This is a genomic window from Nitrospirillum karajorum, assembly GCF_036348415.1.
Classification (GTDB): domain Bacteria; phylum Pseudomonadota; class Alphaproteobacteria; order Azospirillales; family Azospirillaceae; genus Nitrospirillum; species Nitrospirillum amazonense_B.
Genome location: NZ_JAZBQB010000002.1, coordinates 625,100 through 644,841, shown reverse-complemented (window position 1 = coordinate 644,841; position 19,742 = coordinate 625,100). Strand labels below are relative to the sequence as shown.

General features: G+C 68.6%; 2 protein-coding genes. Both read left to right on the top strand.

Going from position 1 to position 19,742, the window contains the following annotated elements:
* Positions 1-106 precede the first annotated feature (106 nt).
* Positions 107-17,902, top strand: coding sequence for an MBG domain-containing protein (locus UCD39_RS10470; protein WP_330495968.1), 17,796 nt, complete (start codon positions 107-109; stop codon positions 17,900-17,902).
* The gene (locus UCD39_RS10465) at positions 17,886-19,721 is read left to right on the top strand and encodes a tetratricopeptide repeat protein (protein WP_330495967.1); all 1,836 of its coding nucleotides are present in this window, start codon (positions 17,886-17,888) and stop codon (positions 19,719-19,721) included. Before UCD39_RS10470 ends, UCD39_RS10465 begins: the two co-directional genes overlap by 17 nt.
* Positions 19,722-19,742: the final 21 nt, after the last annotated feature.

Sequence of the window (19,742 nt, the reverse complement as noted above, 5' to 3'; positions counted from 1 at the left end):
CGCCGGCCCAAGGGGCGGTGGCTCAGGGGGCGGTGGCTCAGGGCGCGTTGCCCACGGGGGGCAGGTCCAGTCGGGCGCCGCCAGCATCGGTGCCAGCGGTCCGGTCATGACGGTCACGCAGACGACCGACAAGGCCATCATCAGCTGGCAGCAGTTCAACGTCGGCGCCGGTGCCACCGTCAATTTCCAGCAGCCCAACAGTTCGGCCATGACGCTGAACCGGGTGCGCGGCGGCGATCCCTCGCTGATCGAGGGCGCTATCAAGGCGCCCGGCACGGTCATCCTGGTTAATCCCGGCGGTGTGGTGTTCGGTGGCGGTGCCACGGTGGACGTGGGCGGCTTGGTCGCCTCCACCATGGACATCGCGGACGAGGACTTCCAGAAAGGCCGGCTGGTTTTCAACCGCGGCTCCGCCACCGGCGCCGTGGTCAACGGGGGCACCATCACCGCCCGCCATGGCTCGGTGGTTCTGCTGGCGTCCCAAATCCGCAACATGGGCCTGATCCAGGCGCAGCTTGGCTCCGTGGTCCTGGCGGCGGGTGAGACCGTGACGCTGACGCCGGACGGTGGCGCGTCCCTGAAGGTGGATCCCGCCACGGTCGAGGCGCAGATCGAGGCGGGCGGCATCATCCGTGCCCCCGGCGGCACCGTCTACCTCACGGCCCAGGCCCTGAACGTCGTGGCCGGCGGGGTCATCAAGGCCACCGGCGTCATCGAGGCTGACTCCTTGAGCCGCGAGGGCGGCAAGGTGGTGCTGGACGCCAGCGGCCCCATAACCCTGCAGGGCGCCACGCTGAGCGCCAAGGGCGCCACCGGCGGCGGCACGGTCACGGTGGGAACGGCGGAGACGGCCTCCGTCACCATGGATGCCGCCAGCCGCATCGACGCCTCCGCCACCGAGACGGGCAAGGGCGGGTCGGTCACGGTCAACAGCCAGGACACCGCCGCCCACGGCGTGCTGCTGGCCCGGGGCGGCAGCCTGTGGGGCGACGGCGGCGCCATTGAGACCTCCGGCCACGCGCTGGCCTTCGACGGGGCGACGGTGGATGTGGGGGCGGCCCATGGCAAGGGCGGCACCTGGCTGCTGGATCCCGTCGACCTCACGGTGAACGCCGCCTATGCCGCCGCCATCCAGACGGCGCTGGCCAGCGGCAGCGTCACCTTGCAGACCACCAACACCAGCGTGGGGTACACCGGCGTCACCGCCGGCGGGGTCACCAAGGCCAGCGGCCTGGGCGACATCGCGGTCAATGCCGGCATCACCTGGTCCTCGGCCAACAGCCTGACCCTGGACGCCTATCATGGCGTGTCCATCAACGCCGCGCTGTCGGGCACCAGCCTGGTGGTCCTGACCAACGACGGCGGCAGCGGCGGGGTGTTCCGGGTGACCGCCCCGGTGTCGCTGACCACCGCTCTGACGGTCAATAGCACGGCCTATACGCTGGTCACGTCGGCGGCGGCCCTCGCCGCCATCACCGGTAGCGGCAACTACGCGCTGACCAGCGACCTGGCGTTGACCGGCGCGTGGACGCCCATCGGCTACAGCGCCACGGGCAACAACGCATCGCCCACCGCCTTCACCGGCACGCTGGAGGGGCTGGGACATACGATCACCGGCCTGACCGTCAACGCCGCCGGGGGCGGTGCTAGCAACCTGGGTCTGCTCAGCGTCATCGGCGGCGGCGGCCTGGTGCAGAACCTGACGCTGTCCGGTGGAAAGTTGTTTGGCGGCACGGGCGCCAACCTTGGTCTCCTGGCCGGCCAGAACCAGGGCACGGTGCGCAACGTCACCGCCTCCGGCACCGTCACCGCCGGTGATGGCGGCAGCGGGGTGGGCGGCCTGATCGGTAGCAACAGCGGCACGGTCACGGCCTCCTCCGCCGCCGTGGCCGTTTCCGTCGGCAGTGGCGTGTCCAAGGTGGGCGGGCTGGTGGGCGCGCAGACGGCAGGGCTCATCGCCAACAGCTCTGTCACCGGCGCCGTCACGGCCGGCTCGGCCGCCACGGCGGTCGGCGGCCTGGCCGGATGGGTCGGCGGCGGCACCGTGTCCGGCAGCTATGCCGACAGCAGCCTGACCGTTGGCGATGGCGGCAACCGCGTCGGCGGCCTGGTCGGCTACGGCGACGCGTTGATCACCCAGAGCTACGCCAGCGAGACCATCTCCGCCGGCGGCGGGGTGCAGTATGTCGGCGGGCTGCTGGGATATGGCGACACCGCCAACACGGTCAGCGCCGTGTACGCCATCGGCCCCATTTCGGTTGGCACCGCGTCCGACAGCGTGGGTGGCCTGGCCGGCTATAACGCCGGCACCGTCAGTGCCGCCTATGCCACCGGGTCCATCACCGCCGGCGCCGGCACCACCAATATCGGCGGCTTCGTCGGTTCCAATGCCGGCCTGGTGACGGTCGGCTTCTGGGACACGGCGACCAGCGGCCTGTCCGTCGCCTATGGCAGCAATACCGGCACGGTGTCCGCCACGGCCATCGCCGCGAACACGCTGACCACCGCAACTTATGTCGGCTTTGATTTCAGCAACGATTGGTATGAGATCGACGGCCGCACCCGTCCGTTCCTGCGCAGCGAATACGCGACCACCATCACCAACACCCATCAACTGCAACTGATGGGTATGGACCCGACGGCATCTTATGTCCTGGCCAAAAACCTGGACATGAGCGGCACGACGGTTCAGGGCGGTCTTTGGTCCACCAGCGGCTTCACGCCCATCGGGTTCACGACGGTGGGGGGCAATGCCTCCCCCACCGTCTTCACCGGTTCGCTGGACGGCCAGGGCTACACCATCAGCAATCTGACCCTGAGGGCGACCACCTCCCACGGCGTCGGCCTGTTCTCCAGCATCGGCCCCACCGGCTCGGTCGCCAACCTGGGGCTGGTGAACGGCACGATGATCAACTCCTCGGCGGGGACCCAGGTCACCGGCTGGGGCATGCTGGCGGGCAAGTTATCCGGCACCGTCACCAACAGCTACGCCACCGGTGTGGTCTTTGTCTCCAAGACCACGGGCGTGGGGGGGCTGGTCGGCTATATGTCGGGCGGCACCATCCTGAACAGTTATTCCGGTGTCAGCTTCCTGAACGGCCTTTCGGTGACGGCGGTCGGCGGCTTGGCGGGGCAGGTCTCGGCCCAGTCCTATATCAGCGGCAGCTATGCCACCGGCGGCTTCAGCCTCTCCTCCTTCAACCAGCGCATCGGCGGGTTGGTGGGCGACGCCAATACCATGACGCTGGTCAATTCCTATGCCACCGGCGGCGTCAGCACCGGCAGCAGCGGCGCGCAATATGTCGGCGGCCTGGTCGGCGTCAACACCTTTGGCTCAATCCTGGGCAGCTACGCCACCGGCAATATACTGCTGTCGAGTGCCGCGGCGCGCATCGGTGGCTTGGTCGGTTCCAACTCAGGCACCGTCAGCGGCAGTTATGCTACCGGAACGATCACCGCCACCGGCACCGGCAACCAGTATTTCGGTGGCTTGGTCGGGGTGAACTCCCAAACCACGGCCGGTTCGGCGTCCGCGCTCATCGCCGACAGCTACGCCACGGGCAACCTGTCGGTCGGGGCGGCCACGGGTGTCGGCACCATGGCGCAGTATATCGGCGGGCTGCTCGGTCACCAGCAAAATGGCATCATCAGCGGCAGCTATGCCACCGGCACGGTATCGGTTGGCCGGACCACCTTCTACGTCGGTGGCTTGGTCGGGGCGTCCGAGGCATTCAACCTCACATCGTCGTCCGTGCTGGGCAGCTATGCCACCGGCACGGTCATCGCCGGCACGGCGGGCACTGATATCGGCGGCCTCGCCGGTCGCAACTATGGCAGCCTGATCCGGGGCGCCTACGCGACGGGGGCCGTCAGGGCCGGTACCCTATCCAACGGGGTTGGTGGCCTGGTGGGCGAGAACGCCGTCAGCGGCACCGTCATCCCCACGATCGCGCAGAGTTGGGCCAGCGGGTCGGTGTCCGCGGCAGCGGGCGTCAGCGTGGGCGGTCTGGTCGGCAGGATGACCTCCGGCACGGTGATGACCAGCTTCTGGGACACGGTCTCCACCAACCAGACGAACGCCTATGGGACCAGTTCGGCCGGTTCTTTTTCCGCCACGGGGGTCAGTGGCACCGCCGCCTATGCCTCCGCCACGTACAGCGGCTTCGACTTCACCTCCACCTGGTACATGGTGGACGGCTATACCCGGCCCTTCCTGAAGGCGGAAGCCCGGACCACCATCATCAACGCCCACCAGCTTCAACTGATCGGCGCCAATCCGGGCGGAAGCTACGTCCTGGGCGCCAACATCACGATGGCGGAGTTGGCGCTGACCTCGGGCTTGTGGAACACGGCCACCGGCTTCGCCCCCATCGGCATCACGTCCGCCGGCGGCAACGCCAGCCCCACCGCTTTCACCGGCACGCTGAACGGCCGGGGCTACAGCATCAGTGGCATGACCATCGTCAGTGCCGCCAGCGGCAACATTGGCCTGTTCAGCGACATCGGCGCCAGCGGCACGGTCACCAACCTGACGCTGACGAACGCCAGGATCAGCGTCGGTGCCGTCAGCGGGGTCGGTCTCGTCGCCGGGCAGAACAGCGGCACCATCAGCGGCGTCCAGACCAACGGCACGATTCTGGCGGCGTCGGGCGCCCAGCGCCTCGGCGGGGTCGCCGGCGTGAATGCCGGTCTCATCACGGCGGCGTACGCGGGCGGCACCGTGTCGGCCGTGGCGGCCCAGAGCGTGGGTGGCATCGTCGGCTACAACAGCGCCACGGTCGCCAACAGCCACGCCATCAGCGCGGTCACTGTCGGTGATGGCGCGCAGTCCGTCGGCGGCGCCGTGGGCTATGACGCCGGCACCATCAGCGCCAGCGATGGTATCGGCATCGTCCAGGTGGGCAGCGGGGCGCAGGCCGTCGGTGGCCTGGTCGGGTACGAGGCGGGGCTGGTCACGGCCAGTTATGGCGGCGGCACCGTCACTGTCGGCAGTGCCGCGCAGTATGTCGGTGGCCTGGCGGGAACCGTCGCCGCGGCGGGCGTCGTCAGCGGCAGTTATGGCGCCGCCACGGTCATCGCCGGTGCCGGCGCGGTGGATGTCGGCGGCTTGGTCGGCGCCAACGCCGGCCAGGTGACCGGCGCCTACGCCATCGGCGGCATCCTAGTTGGCAGCGCCGGCACGGCCGTGGGCGGCCTGGCGGGCGCCAACACGGGGACCATCACCGCGGCCTATGCCACGGGAAGCGTCCTCGCGAGCCAAGGCACCACCCTGGTTGGCGGCTTGGTGGGGGATAACAGCGGCACGGTGTCGGGCTATTGGGATACGGCCACCACCGGCTTGACCGTGGGCTATGGCGCCAATACCGGCAGCGCCTCGGTCACGGGCATCAGCGGCGCCTCGGTCTATCTAAGCGCCACGTACGTTGGCTTCGACTTCACCAGCGTCTGGTACATGGTCGACGGCTACACCCGGCCTTTCCTGCGGGCCGAGTACAACACCACCGTCGTGAACGCCCACCAGTTGGAACTGGTAAACCTTAACCTGACGGCGACCTACACGCTGGGGCGCGATATTGACGTCAGCGAAGCCACCAGCACGGCCGGCTTGTGGGCGACGGCCACCGGCTTCCTGCCCATCGGCTTCAGCACCGCCGGCAACAACGCCAGCCCAAGCAGCTTCACCGGCACGCTGAACGGCCAGGGCCACGCCATCAACAACCTGGTCATGACCAACGCCACGGCCAGCAACATGGCGCTGTTCAGCGCCATCGGCACCGGCGGCGTCGTGCAGAGCGTGGGCGTCTACAACGGCACGGTGGTGGGCGGGGGCGGCAACGTCGCGCTGCTGGCCGGCAGCAACGCCGGCACCATCTACAGCGCCTATGCCACCGGCACTGTCACGGCCGGCAGCGGCGCCCAATATGTGGGCGGGCTGGTCGGTGGGAACACCGGCACCATCAGCGTGGCCTATGCCACCGCCGACATCACCGCCGGCGCCAACGCGGCGGACGTCGGCGGGCTGGTGGGATACAATACCGGCCGGGTTTCCGTGGCCTATGCCAGCGGCAGCGTGACGGCGGGGACGGGCGTGGGCGCCGTCGGGGCGTTCGCCGGTGGTAACGACGGCGTGATCGCTGGCGCCTATTGGGATGGTTCCAGCAGCGGCCAGACCGTGGGCTATGGCGGCGGGACGGGGACGTTCAGCGCCACCAACGTCAGCGGTACGGCGGCCTACGCGTCGGCGACCTACAGCGGTTTCGACCTCACCAACACCTGGTACATGGTCAGCGGCTACACCCGCCCGCTGCTGCGCATGGAATACGGCACGGTCATCAGCAACGCCCACGAGTTGCAGCTGATCAACCTGGCCATGACGGCCAACTATGTCCTGGGCGCCAACATCACGATGAGCGAGCTGACGCAGGCCGGTGGCCTGTGGAGTTCCGCCGGCTTCGTGCCCCTGGGTCTCAATACCGCCAATGCGAACAACAGCCCGACCTTGTTCAACGGCACGTTCGATGGCTTTGGGCGCAGCATCGTCGGCCTCACCATCAACAACACCGTTTCCAACAATGTCGGCCTGATCAGCTACAACAATGGCACCATCCGCAATTTGAGCGTGCTGGGCGCCCGCATCAACGTCGATGGCCCCAACGACGTCGGCATCGTCGCGGGCGAAAGCGTGGCGACCGTCAGCAACGTCTATGCCAGCGGCACCCTCATCGCCTCCGGCGCGGTCTCCTACATCGGCGGCCTGTTCGGATTCATGAGCGGCACCGTGGTGAACAGCGGCGCCGCCGTGAACCTGCAGGTTGGATTCGCCGCGCAGCAGGTGGGCGGCCTGGTGGGCATCAATTCCGGTTTCCTGTCCGGCAGCTTCGCCACCGGCACCATCTCCGCCGGCAGCGGTGTGCTGAACATCGGCGGCCTGGTGGGGCAGGTCGCGGGCACCGTCAGCAACAGCTACGCCATGGTCAACGTCTCCGTGGCCAGTGGCACCGCCGGCGGCACGGCCATCGGCGGGTTGGCGGGCGTCAACCAGGGCCTGATCGCCAACAGCTATTCCACCGGCAGTGTCACGGCGGGCCCCTCGGCGGTTTCCGTCGGCGCCTTCCTGGGCGACAATCAGAACGCCGTGACCACCAGCTATTGGGACACGACCACGTCGGGCATGACGGTGGGCATAGGCGGTGGCACGGGCACGGCCGCGGACGCTACCGGCTTGGCCACCACCGCCTGGCTGACCAACGGGCCCATCGCGCAGTCCGTGTTCAGCACGACGGATTGGTTCAACGGCTCACCCTATCCGCTGCTGAAGGCGCTGCCCTATATCGTGATCGTTGGTTCGGGCAGCGCTGTCTATGGCGCCGCCACCGTCTCGGCCACCACCACCAGCGCTTATGATCAACTCGGCCGTAGTGTGGGCAGCGGCCTATCCGCGTCCGGCATGGTCTGGACCACGAGCGAGGCTCGCTCCGCCGTCGGTTCCTACAGTCTGCTTGGCCTGGGTGGCGCCAGCTATTCCGGCGGTGTCTACCAGTTCTTGTCCTCCGGCACGCTGACGGTGACCCCGGCGGCGCTGACGATCACGGCCAGTGGCGCCACCAAGACCTATGGTAGCAGCGCAAGCCTGACGGGCTATAGCGCCAGCGGGCTGGTGAACGGCGACACCATTAGCGGCCTGACCCTGGCGTCCAGCGGCAGCGGCACGGCGGCGTCGGTGGGCAGCTACGGCATCACCGCCAGCGGGGCGACGGGTACGGGCCTCAGCAACTACTCGGTGAGTTACACCGATGGCACGCTGACGGTGAACCCGGCGGCGCTGACGATCACGGCCAGCGCCGCCACCAAGACCTACGGCACAAGCGTCAGTCTGACGGGCTACAGCAGTAGCGGCCTGGTCAACGGCGACAGCATCAGTGGTGTGACCCTGGCCAGCAGCGGGGTTGGCACGGCGGTCTCGGTGGGCAGCTACACCATCACGGCCAGCGGCGCCACGGGCACGGGGCTGAGCAACTACTCGGTGAGCTACACCGATGGCACGCTGACGGTGAACCCGGCGGCGCTGACGATCACGGCCAGCGGGGCGACCAAGACCTACGGCACCAGCGCCAGCCTGACGGGCTACAGCAGCAGCGGCCTGGTGAACGGTGACAGCATCAGCGCGGTGACCCTGGCCAGCACGGGCAGCGACACCACCGCGTCCGTGGGCAGCTACAGCGTTGTGGCCAGCGGGGCGACGGGCACGGGCCTCAGCAACTACTCGGTGAGCTACACCGATGGCACGCTGACGGTGAACCCGGCGGCGCTGACGATCACGGCCAGCGGGGCGACCAAGACCTACGGCACCAGCGCCAACCTGACGGGGTACAGCAGCAGCGGCCTGGTGAACGGTGACAGCATCAGCGCGGTGACGCTGGCCAGCACGGGCAGCGGCACGGCGGCGTCGGTGGGCAGCTATAGCATCGCCGCCAGCGGGGCGACGGGCACGGGGCTTAGCAACTACTCGGTGAGTTACACCGATGGCACGCTGACGGTGAACCCGGCGGCGCTGACCATCACAGCCAGCGGGGCGACCAAGACCTACGGCACCAGCGCCAACCTGACGGGGTACAGCAGCAGCGGCCTGGTCAACGGCGACAGCATCAGTGGTGTGACCCTGGCCAGCAGCGGGGTTGGCACGGCGGTCTCGGTGGGCAGCTACACCATCACGGCCAGCGGCGCCACGGGCACGGGGCTGAGCAACTACTCGGTGAGTTACACCGATGGCACGCTGACGGTGAACCCGGCGGCGCTGACGATCACGGCCAGCGGGGCGACCAAGACCTACGGCACCAGCGCCAACCTGACGGGGTACAGCAGCAGCGGCCTGGTGAACGGTGACAGCATCAGCGCGGTGACGCTGGCCAGCACGGGCAGCGGCACCGCCGCATCGGTGGGCAGCTATAGCATCGCGGCCAGCGGTGCGACCGGCACGGGTCTGAGCAACTACTCGGTGAGCTACACCGATGGCACGCTGACGGTGAACCCGGCGGCGCTGACGATCACGGCCAGCGGGGCGACCAAGACCTACGGCACCAGTGCCAACCTGACGGGCTACAGCAGCAGCGGCCTGGTCAACGGCGACAGCATCAGCGCGGTGACGCTGGCCAGCACGGGCAGCGGCACCGCCGCGTCGGTGGGCAGCTATAGCATCGCGGCCAGCGGTGCGACCGGCACGGGTCTGAGCAATTACTCGGTCAGCTATGCCGATGGCACGCTGACGGTGAATCCGGCGGCGCTGACGATTACGGCCAGCGCTGCCACCAAGACCTACGGCACCAGTGCCAGTCTGACGGGGTACAGCAGCAGCGGCCTGGTGAACGGTGACAGCATCAGCGCGGTGACGCTGGCCAGCACGGGCAGCGGCACCACCGCGTCGGTGGGCAGCTATAGCATCGCGGCCAGCGGTGCGACCGGCACGGGTCTGAGCAACTACTCGGTCAGCTATGCCGATGGCACGCTGACGGTGAATCCGGCGGCGCTGACGATTACGGCCAGCGCTGCCACCAAGACCTACGGCACCAGTGCCAACCTGACGGGCTACAGCAGCAGCGGCCTGGTGAACGGCGACAGCATCAGCGCGGTGACGCTGGCCAGCACGGGCAGCGGCACCACCGCGTCGGTGGGCAGCTACAGCGTTGTGGCCAGCGGGGCGACGGGCACGGGCCTCAGCAACTACTCGGTGAGCTACACCGATGGCACGCTGACGGTGAACCCGGCGGCGCTGACGATTACGGCCAGCGCTGCCACCAAGACCTACGGCACCAGCGCCAACCTGACAGGGTACAGCAGCAGCGGCCTAGTGAACGGTGACAGCATCAGCGCGGTGACGCTGGCCAGCACGGGCAGCGGCACCGCCGCGTCGGTGGGCAGCTATAGCATCGCCGCCAGCGGGGCGACGGGCACCGGGCTTAGCAACTACTCGGTGAGTTACACCGATGGCACGCTGACGGTGAACCCGGCGGCGCTGACCATCACAGCTAGCGGGGTGACCAAGACCTACGGCACCAGTGCCAGTCTGACGGGCTACAGCAGCAGCGGCCTGGTGAACGGCGACAGCATCAGCGCGGTGACGCTGGCCAGCACGGGCAGCGGCACCGCCGCGTCGGTGGGCAGCTACAGCATCGCGGCCAGCGGTGCGACCGGCACGGGGCTGAGCAACTACTCGGTCAGCTATGCCGATGGCACGCTGACGGTGAACCCGGCGGCGCTGACCATCACAGCCAGCGGCGCCACCAAGACCTACGGCACCAGTGCCAGTCTGACGGGGTACAGCAGCAGCGGCCTGGTGAACGGCGACAGCATCAACGCAGTGACGCTGGTCAGCACGGGCAGCGGCACCGCCGCGTCTGTGGGCAGCTATAGCATCGCCGCCAGCGGGGCGACGGGCACCGGGCTTAGCAACTACTCGGTGAGTTACACCGATGGCACGCTGACGGTGACCCCGGCGGCGCTGACGATCACAGCCAGCGGGGCGACCAAGACCTACGGCACCAGCGCCAACCTGACGGGTTACAGCAGCAGCGGCCTGGTGAATGGCGACAGCGTCACGGGCGTGACCCTGGCGTCCAGCGGTTCGGGCACGGCAGTGTCGGTGGGCAGCTACACCATCAACGCGAGTGGCGCCACCGGCACGGGCCTCAGCAACTACTCGGTGAGCTATGCCGCCGGCACGCTGACGGTGACCCCGGCGGCGCTGACCATCACGGCCAGTGGGGTGAGCAAGACCTACGGCACGAGCGCCAACCTGACGGGGTACAGCAGCAGCGGGCTGGTCAATGGCGACAGCATCAGCGCGGTGACGCTGGCCAGCACGGGCAGCGGCACCGCCGCGTCGGTGGGCAGCTACAGCATCGCGGCCAGTGGTGCGACCGGCACGGGCCTGAGCAACTACTCGGTGAGCTACGCCGCCGGTACGCTGATGGTGAACCCGGCAGCACTGACCATCACGGCCAGCGGCGCCACCAAGACCTACGGCACCAGCGCCAGCCTGACGGGCTATAGCAGCAGCGGCCTGGTGAACGGCGACAGCATCAGCGCGGTGACGCTGGCCAGCACGGGCAGCGGCACCGCCGCGTCGGTGGGCAGCTACAGCATCGCGGCCAGTGGTGCGACCGGCACGGGCCTGAGCAACTACTCGGTGAGCTACGCCGCCGGTACGCTGATGGTGAACCCGGCAGCACTGACCATCACGGCCAGCGGCGCCACCAAGACCTACGGCACCAGCGCCAGCCTGACGGGCTATAGCAGCAGCGGCCTGGTGAACGGCGACAGCATCAGCGCGGTGACGCTGGCCAGCACGGGCAGCGGCACCGCCGCGTCGGTGGGCAGCTACAGCATCGCGGCCAGTGGTGCGACCGGCACGGGCCTGAGCAACTACTCGGTGAGCTACGCCGCCGGTACGCTGACGGTGAACCCGGCAGCACTGACGATCACGGCCAGCGGCGCCACCAAGACCTACGGCACCAGTGCCAACCTGACGGGCTACAGCAGCAGCGGCCTGGTCAATGGCGACAGCATCAGTGGTGTGACCCTGGCCAGCAGCGGTGTTGGCACGGCGGTGTCGGTGGGCAGCTATAGCATCAACGCCAGTGGCGCCACGGGCACGGGCCTGAGCAACTACTCGGTAAGCTATGCTGATGGCACGCTGACGGTCAATCCGGCGGCGCTGACGATCACGGCCAGCGGCGCCACCAAGACCTATGGCACCAGCATCAGCCTGACGGGGTACAGCAGCAGCGGCCTGGTCAATGGCGACAGCATCAGCGCGGTGACCCTGGCCAGCACGGGCAGCGGTACTGCTGCGTCTGTGGGCAGCTATAGCATCAACGCCAGTGGCGCCACGGGCACGGGGCTGAGCAACTACTCGGTGAGCTACGCCGCCGGTACGCTGACGGTCAATCCGGCGGCACTGACCATCACGGCCAGCGGAGCGACCAAGACCTACGGCACCAGTGCCAGCCTGACGGGCTACAGCAGCAGCGGCCTGGTGAATGGCGACAGCGTCACGGGCGTGACCCTGGCGTCCAGCGGTTCGGGCACGGCAGTGTCGGTGGGCAGCTACACCATCAACGCGAGTGGCGCCACGGGTACGGGTCTAAGTAACTACTCGGTGAGCTACGCCGATGGCACGCTGACGGTGAACCCGGCGGCGCTGACGATTACGGCCAGCGGCGCCACCAAGACCTACGGCACCAGTGCCAACCTGACGGGCTACAGCAGCAGCGGCCTGGTCAATGGCGACAGCATCAGTGGTGTGACCCTGGCCAGCAGCGGTGTTGGCACGGCGGTGTCGGTGGGCAGCTATAGCATCAACGCCAGTGGCGCCACGGGCACGGGCCTGAGCAACTACTCGGTGAGCTATGCTGATGGCACGCTGACGGTCAATCCGGCGGCGCTGACCATCACGGCCAGCGGCGCCACCAAGACCTATGGCACCAGCATCAGCCTGACGGGGTACAGCAGCAGCGGCCTGGTCAATGGCGACAGCATCACGGGCGTGACCCTGGCATCGAGCGGCAGCGGCACGGCGGCGTCGGTGGGCAGCTACAGCGTTGTGGCCAGCGGGGCGACGGGCACGGGTCTGAGCAACTACTCGGTGAGCTACACCGATGGCACGCTGACGGTGAACCCGGCGGCGCTGACGATTACGGCCAGCGGCGCCACCAAGACCTATGGCACCAGCGCCAGCCTGACGGGCTACAGCAGCAGCGGCCTGGTGAACGGCGACAGCATCAGCGCGGTGACCCTGGCCAGCACGGGCAGCGGTACTGCTGCGTCTGTGGGCAGCTATAGCATCAACGCCAGTGGCGCCACGGGCACGGGGCTGAGCAACTACTCGGTGAGCTACGCCACCGGCACGCTGACGGTCAATCCGGCAGCGCTGACCATCACGGCCAGCGGCGCCACCAAGACCTACGGCACCAGCGCCAACCTGACGGGTTACAGCAGCAGCGGCCTGGTGAATGGCGACAGCGTCACGGGCGTGACCCTGGCGTCCAGCGGTTCGGGCACGGCAGTGTCGGTGGGCAGCTACACCATCAACGCGAGTGGCGCCACGGGTACGGGTCTAAGTAACTACTCGGTGAGCTATGCCGCCGGCACGCTGACGGTGAACCCGGCGGCGCTGACCATCACGGCCAGCGGCGCCACCAAGACCTACGGCACCAGCGCCAACCTGACGGGGTACAGCAGCAGCGGGCTGGTCAATGGCGACAGCGTCACGGGCGTGACCCTGGCGTCCAGCGGTTCGGGCACGGCGGCGGCGGCGGGCAGCTACAGCATCAACGCGAGTGGCGCCACCGGCACGGGCCTCAGCAACTACTCGGTGAGCTATGCCGCCGGCACGCTGACGGTGAACCCGGCGGCGCTGACCATCACGGCCAGCGGCGCCACCAAGACCTACGGCACCAGCGCCAGCCTGACGGGCTATAGCAGCAGCGGCCTGTTGAACGGGGACAGCATCAGTGCTGTCACCTTGGCCAGCACGGGCAGCGGCACGGCGGCGTCGGTGGGAAGCTACAGCATCGCCGCCAGCGGTGCGACGGGCACGGGGTTGAGCAACTACTCGGTGAGCTACGCCGATGGCGTGCTGACGGTCAATCCGGCAGCGCTGACCATCACGGCCAGTGGGGTGAGCAAGACCTACGGCACCAGCGCCAACCTGACGGGCTATAGCGCCAGCGGGCTGGTGAACGGCGACAGCGTCACGGGCGTGACCCTGGCCAGCAGCGGGGCTGGCACGTCGGCATCGGTGGGCAGTTACCTCGTTGTGGCCAATGGCGCCACGGGCACGGGTCTGAGCAATTACTCGGTGAGCTACGCCGATGGCGTGCTGACGGTCAATCCGGCAGCGCTGACCATCACGGCCAGTGGGGTGAGCAAGACCTACGGCACCAGCGCCAACCTGACGGGCTATAGCGCCAGCGGGCTGGTGAACGGCGACAGCGTCACGGGCGTGACCCTGGCCAGCAGCGGGGCCGGCACGGCGGCGTCGGTGGGCAGTTACCTCGTTGTGGCCAACGGCGCCACGGGCACGGGGCTGAGCAATTACTCGGTGAGCTACGCCGCCGGCACGCTGACGGTCAATCCGGCGGCGCTGACCATCACGGCGAGCGGGGCGAGCAAGACCTACGGCACCAGCGCCAACCTGACGGGCTATAGCGCCAGCGGGCTGGTGAACGGCGACAGCGTCACGGGCGTGACCCTGGCCAGCAGCGGGGCCGGCACGTCGGCATCGGTGGGCAGTTACCTCGTTGTGGCCAACGGCGCCACGGGCACGGGGCTGAGCAATTACTCGGTGAGCTACGCCGCCGGCACGCTGACGGTCAATCCGGCGGCGCTGACCATCACGGCGAGCGGGGCGAGCAAGACCTACGGCACCAGCGCCAACCTGACGGGCTACAGCAGCAGCGGCTTGGTGAACGGCGACAGCGTCACGGGCGTGACCCTGGCCAGCAGCGGGGCCGGCACGTCGGCGTCGGTGGGCAGTTACCTCGTTGTGGCCAACGGCGCCACGGGCACGGGGCTCAGCAACTACTCGGTGAGCTACGCCGCCGGCACGCTGACGGTCAATCCGGCGGCGCTGACCATCACGGCGAGCGGGGCGAGCAAGACCTACGGCACCAGCGCCAGCCTGACGGGCTATAGCGCCAGCGGGCTGGTCAACGGCGACACCATTAGCGGCGTGACCCTGGCCAGCAGCGGGGCTGGCACGGCGGCGTCGGTGGGCAGTTACCTCGTCGTGGCCAATGGCGCCACGGGCACGGGGCTGAGCAACTACTCGGTGAGCTACGCCGCCGGTACGCTGACGGTCAATCCGGCGGCGCTGACCATCACGGCCAGCGGGGCGAGCAAGACCTACGGCACCAGCGCCAACCTGACGGGCTATAGCGCCAGCGGGCTGGTGAACGGCGACAGCGTCACGGGCGTGACCCTGGCCAGCAGCGGGGCCGGCACGGCGGCGTCTGTGGGCAGTTACCTCGTCGTGGCCAATGGCGCCACGGGCACGGGGCTCAGCAACTACTCGGTGAGCTATGCCGCCGGTACGCTGACAGTCAATCCGGCGGCACTGACGATCACGGCCAGCGGGGCGAGCAAGACCTACGGCACCAGCGCCAACCTGACGGGCTATAGCGCCAGCGGGCTGGTGAACGGCGACAGCGTCACGGGCGTGACCCTGGCCAGCAGCGGGGCTGGCACGGCGGCGTCGGTGGGCAGTTACCTCGTTGTGGCCAATGGCGCCACGGGCACGGGTCTGAGCAATTACTCGGTGAGCTATGCCGCCGGCACGCTGACGGTCAATCCGGCGGCGCTGACCATCACGGCCAGTGGGGCGAGCAAGACCTACGGCACCAGCGCCAGCCTGACGGGCTATAGCGCCAGCGGGCTGGTGAACGGCGACAGCGTCACGGGCGTGACCCTGGCCAGCAGCGGGGCCGGCACGGCGGCGTCGGTGGGCAGTTACCTCGTCGTGGCCAATGGCGCCACGGGCACGGGTCTGAGCAATTACTCGGTGAGCTATGCCGCCGGCACGCTGACGGTCAACCCGGCGGCGCTGACCATCACGGCCAGTGGGGTGAGCAAGACCTACGGCACCAGCGCCAACCTGACGGGCTATAGCGCCAGCGGGCTGGTGAACGGCGACAGCGTCACGGGCGTGACCCTGGCCAGCAGCGGGGCCGGCACGGCGGCGTCTGTGGGCAGTTACCTCGTCGTGGCCAATGGCGCCACGGGCACGGGGCTCAGCAACTACTCGGTGAGCTATGCCGCCGGTACGCTGACAGTCAATCCGGCGGCACTGACGATCACGGCGAGCGGGGCGAGCAAGACCTACGGCACCAGCGCCAACCTGACGGGCTACAGCAGCAGCGGGCTGGTGAATGGCGACAGCGTCACGGGCGTGACCCTGGCCAGCAGCGGGGCCGGCACGGCGGCGTCGGTGGGCAGTTACCTCGTTGTGGCCAATGGCGCCACGGGCACGGGTCTGAGCAACTACTCGGTGAGCTATGCCGCCGGCACGCTGACGGTTAACCCGGCGGCGCTGACCATCACGGCGAGCGGGGCGAGCAAGACCTACGGCACCAGCGCCAACCTGACGGGCTACAGCAGCAGCGGGCTGGTCAATGGCGACAGCGTCACGGGCGTGACCCTGGCCAGCAGCGGGGCCGGCACGGCGGCGTCGGTGGGCAGTTACCTCGTTGTGGCCAATGGCGCCACGGGCACGGGTCTGAGCAACTACTCGGTGAGCTATGCCGCCGGCACGCTGACGGTCAACCCGGCGGCGCTGACCATCACGGCGAGCGGGGCGAGCAAGACCTACGGCACCAGCGCCAACCTGACGGGCTACAGCAGCAGCGGCTTGGTCAACGGCGACAGCGTCACGGGCGTGACCCTGGCCAGCAGCGGGGCCGGCACGGCGGCGTCGGTGGGCAGTTACCTCGTTGTGGCCAATGGCGCCACGGGCACGGGTCTGAGCAACTACTCGGTGAGCTATGCCGCCGGCACGCTGACGGTCAATCCGGCGGCGCTGACCATCACGGCCAGTGGGGCGAGCAAGACCTACGGCACCAGCGCCAGCCTGACGGGCTATAGCGCCAGCGGGCTGGTGAACGGCGACAGCGTCACGGGCGTGACCCTGGCCAGCAGCGGGGCCGGCACGGCGGCGTCGGTGGGCAGTTACCTCGTTGTGGCCAACGGCGCCACGGGCACGGGGCTGAGCAACTACTCGGTGAGCTATGCCGCCGGCACGCTGACGGTCAACCCGGCAGCGCTGACCATCACGGCCAGTGGGGTGAGCAAGACATATGGCACCAGCGCCACCCTGACGGGCTACAGCAGCAGCGGCTTGGTCAACGGCGACAGCGTCACGGGCGTGACCTTGGCCAGCAGCGGGGCCGGCACGGCGGCGTCGGTGGGCAGTTACCTCGTTGTGGCCAATGGCGCCACGGGCACGGGGCTGAGCAACTACTCGGTGAGCTATGTCGCCGGCACGCTGACGGTCAACCCGGCGGCGCTGACCATTACCGCCAACGACGCGACCAAGACGGCGGGTCTGGAGTTGATCCTGGCCGGCTATGGCATCAGTGGGCTGCTGAACAGCGATAGCGTGACGCAGGTGGCGTTGAGCAGCCCGGGTGCCACGGCATCGGCGGCCCCCGGCAATTACACCATCACGCCCAGCGCGGCCGTTGGCACGGGGCTCAGCAACTATGACATCCGCTACCAGACCGGAGTGCTGAGCGTCACGGCCCCCGCCGTGCTGACCACCAGCACGTTGCAGCGTCAGGTGGTCGCCGCCGTGGTGCCGACCGCCAGCCTCGCGGCCGTTACCTCGGTTGTGGCCACCACCTCAAGCCTGGGAAGTACCGGGTCGCTGACCAGCGCCGCCACCAGTGTCGGGGCCACGACGACCAGCGTCAGCGCGTCCACCGGCACCACCACCGCCAGCACCACCACCGCAACGCAAAGCGCGTCGGGGCAAAGCACGTCAGGCCAGAGCACGTCGGGCCAGAGCACGTCGGGCCAGAGCACGTCGGGCCAGAGCACGTCGGGCCAGAGCACGTCGGGCCAGAGCACGTCGGGCCAGAGCACGTCGGGCCAGAGCACGTCGGGAACGTCTTCAAGCGCATCGGGGACGAGCGGAACGTCGTCCAGTGACAGCGGCTCCTCCTCGTCGTCCGGCACCACCGTTTCCTCCAGCACCTCGTCGCGTAGCGGGGATAACGGGGCTGGCGGCGGCCAGGCGCCGGCGCAGACCTTTGCGGTTTCTTCCTCCGGAGGCGAGGGTGGTGTCTATAATCAGCTGCAAATGACATCGGCACCCATTCAAGGCACGAAGCAGGATGAGCGGAAGCAATAACGGCGATTTTTCCATTCCCGTGGTGGAACGCAGCGGCGACGTGCTGATGGAGATCGGGCGCCGCGTTCCCGCCTTCGCCCAGGGCTTGCAATTGCAGTCGTCCGGGCGGACGGCGGAGGCGCGGCAGGTGTTCCTGCAACTGACGGAGCGCCCGGAACTCACCGCCCCCAGCCTGCACCAGTTGGGCGTCATGGCGGCTTACGAGGGCGACAACCTGCGGGCTGCCGGACTGTTCGAGCATGCCCTGAAGATAGAACCGGGGGAGACGCTGTATTATTGCTCCCTGGGAACGGTGTTCGAGCGTATGGGCGATTTGCCCCACGCGGCCGGCATTATGGTGAACCTGGCGGTAATGTTGCAGACGCGGGGACAGCATGCCGATGCCATTCCGCTTTACCGCCGTATCCTTGCCCTTTCCCCGCTGAACTATTCCGCCTGGGTCAACATGGGTACGGGCCTGGCCTGGATGGGGCAGTCCCGCGAGGCCGTCGTGCCCCTGATCGTGGGCGTCATCCTGTTCGGTCGCGTCTTGCCGGAGGCACGGGACCTCGGGAAGCTTTTGATCGAGGAAATTGGCGACCGCTTGCCGGAGCTGACGGCCGCGCTGGCCACCCTGCCGGAGGGGATGCCCGATGGCCGGCTGGAGCGCCTCGAGGAAGTCCTGCAAACTCTGGACAAGGCCCTTCGTACCGCTGGTTTCATCGACGCCACGGTGATGGCGCTGGATGTCGCATTGAAGCTGGCGCCTGGCAACGCGCTGGCCCGCTGGAACCATTCCCTGGCCTGCCTGGCCCGCGGCGACTTCGCCACCGGCTGGGCGGATTATGAGTGGCGCTGGGTGTGGGACCAGTTCCCCGAACCCCGGCGCATCCTGGCCGCCTCGCAGTGGCGCGGGGAAGAACTGGCGGGCAAGCGCATCTACGTCTGGGGAGAGCAGGGGTTCGGCGATATCCTGCAATTCGCCCCCCTCGCGCGCATCCTCATGGATCGCCATGCCCCGGCGGAGGTGGTGCTGGAGGTGTCATCCCCCCTGGTGGGCATCCTGGGCATCGCCCTGGCGCGGCTGGGCATCAGGGTCGTGTCGCGGCCCGACAACCCGCATCGGTTCGGGGTGGAAGAGGCGTTCGATTACCACATTCCGCTCCTGAGCTTGCCCCACATGCTGTCGCTGCGTGTACCGGACCTGCCTTTGATGCCCGGCTGGCTGGTGCTGCCGGAGGAGCAGGTGGCGCGCGGCCGCGGCCTGCTGCCGCCTCCCAGCGGCAAGCGTCGCATCGGTGTGGTGTGGGCCGGCCGGCCGCAGCATTCGGAGGATGCGCGCCGGTCCCTGCCTCTGGCCCACTTGGGCGCTGTGCTTGACGCCATCCCCGACGCCGAGTGGTTTTCCCTGCAAGTAGGCCCGCGCGCCGGGGATGCCCTGGCGTTCAAGGGCCGCCTGCACGATCTCAGCCCGCAGTTGAAGGACTTCATCGACACGGCGGCCATCATCGCCAACCTTGACCATGTGGTCGCGGTCGACACGGGCGTGGGCCACTTGGCGGGCTGTATGGGCAAGCCGGTGTCGCTGCTGCTGGCCCACTCCGTCGATTGGCGGTGGGGCATTGGCGACACCACGTCCCCTTGGTATCCCAACCACCGCATTCATCGTCAGCCCGCCCTGGGCGACTGGCCCGGGGTCATCGCTTCCCTGCGGGCGGAGCATGCACAGCCTGCGGCCGCGCCACAGGGCGCCACCGCCGATGTCATCCCACCGGCGGAGCCCAAGCGCCGGGGCGCGTCCAGCCGCCGGGCGGCCGCGAAGGAAGCGGCCGAAAGCTGATCCCCGGCGTTTACGAAGTTA

Bases quoted from the DNA above. Each gene is read 5' to 3' on its own strand.
- UCD39_RS10465 (WP_330495967.1), top strand. From the start codon at position 17,886: ATGAGCGGAAGCAATAACGGCGATTTTTCCATTCCCGTGGTGGAACGC.
- UCD39_RS10470 (WP_330495968.1), top strand. From the start codon at position 107: ATGACGGTCACGCAGACGACCGACAAGGCCATCATCAGCTGGCAGCAG.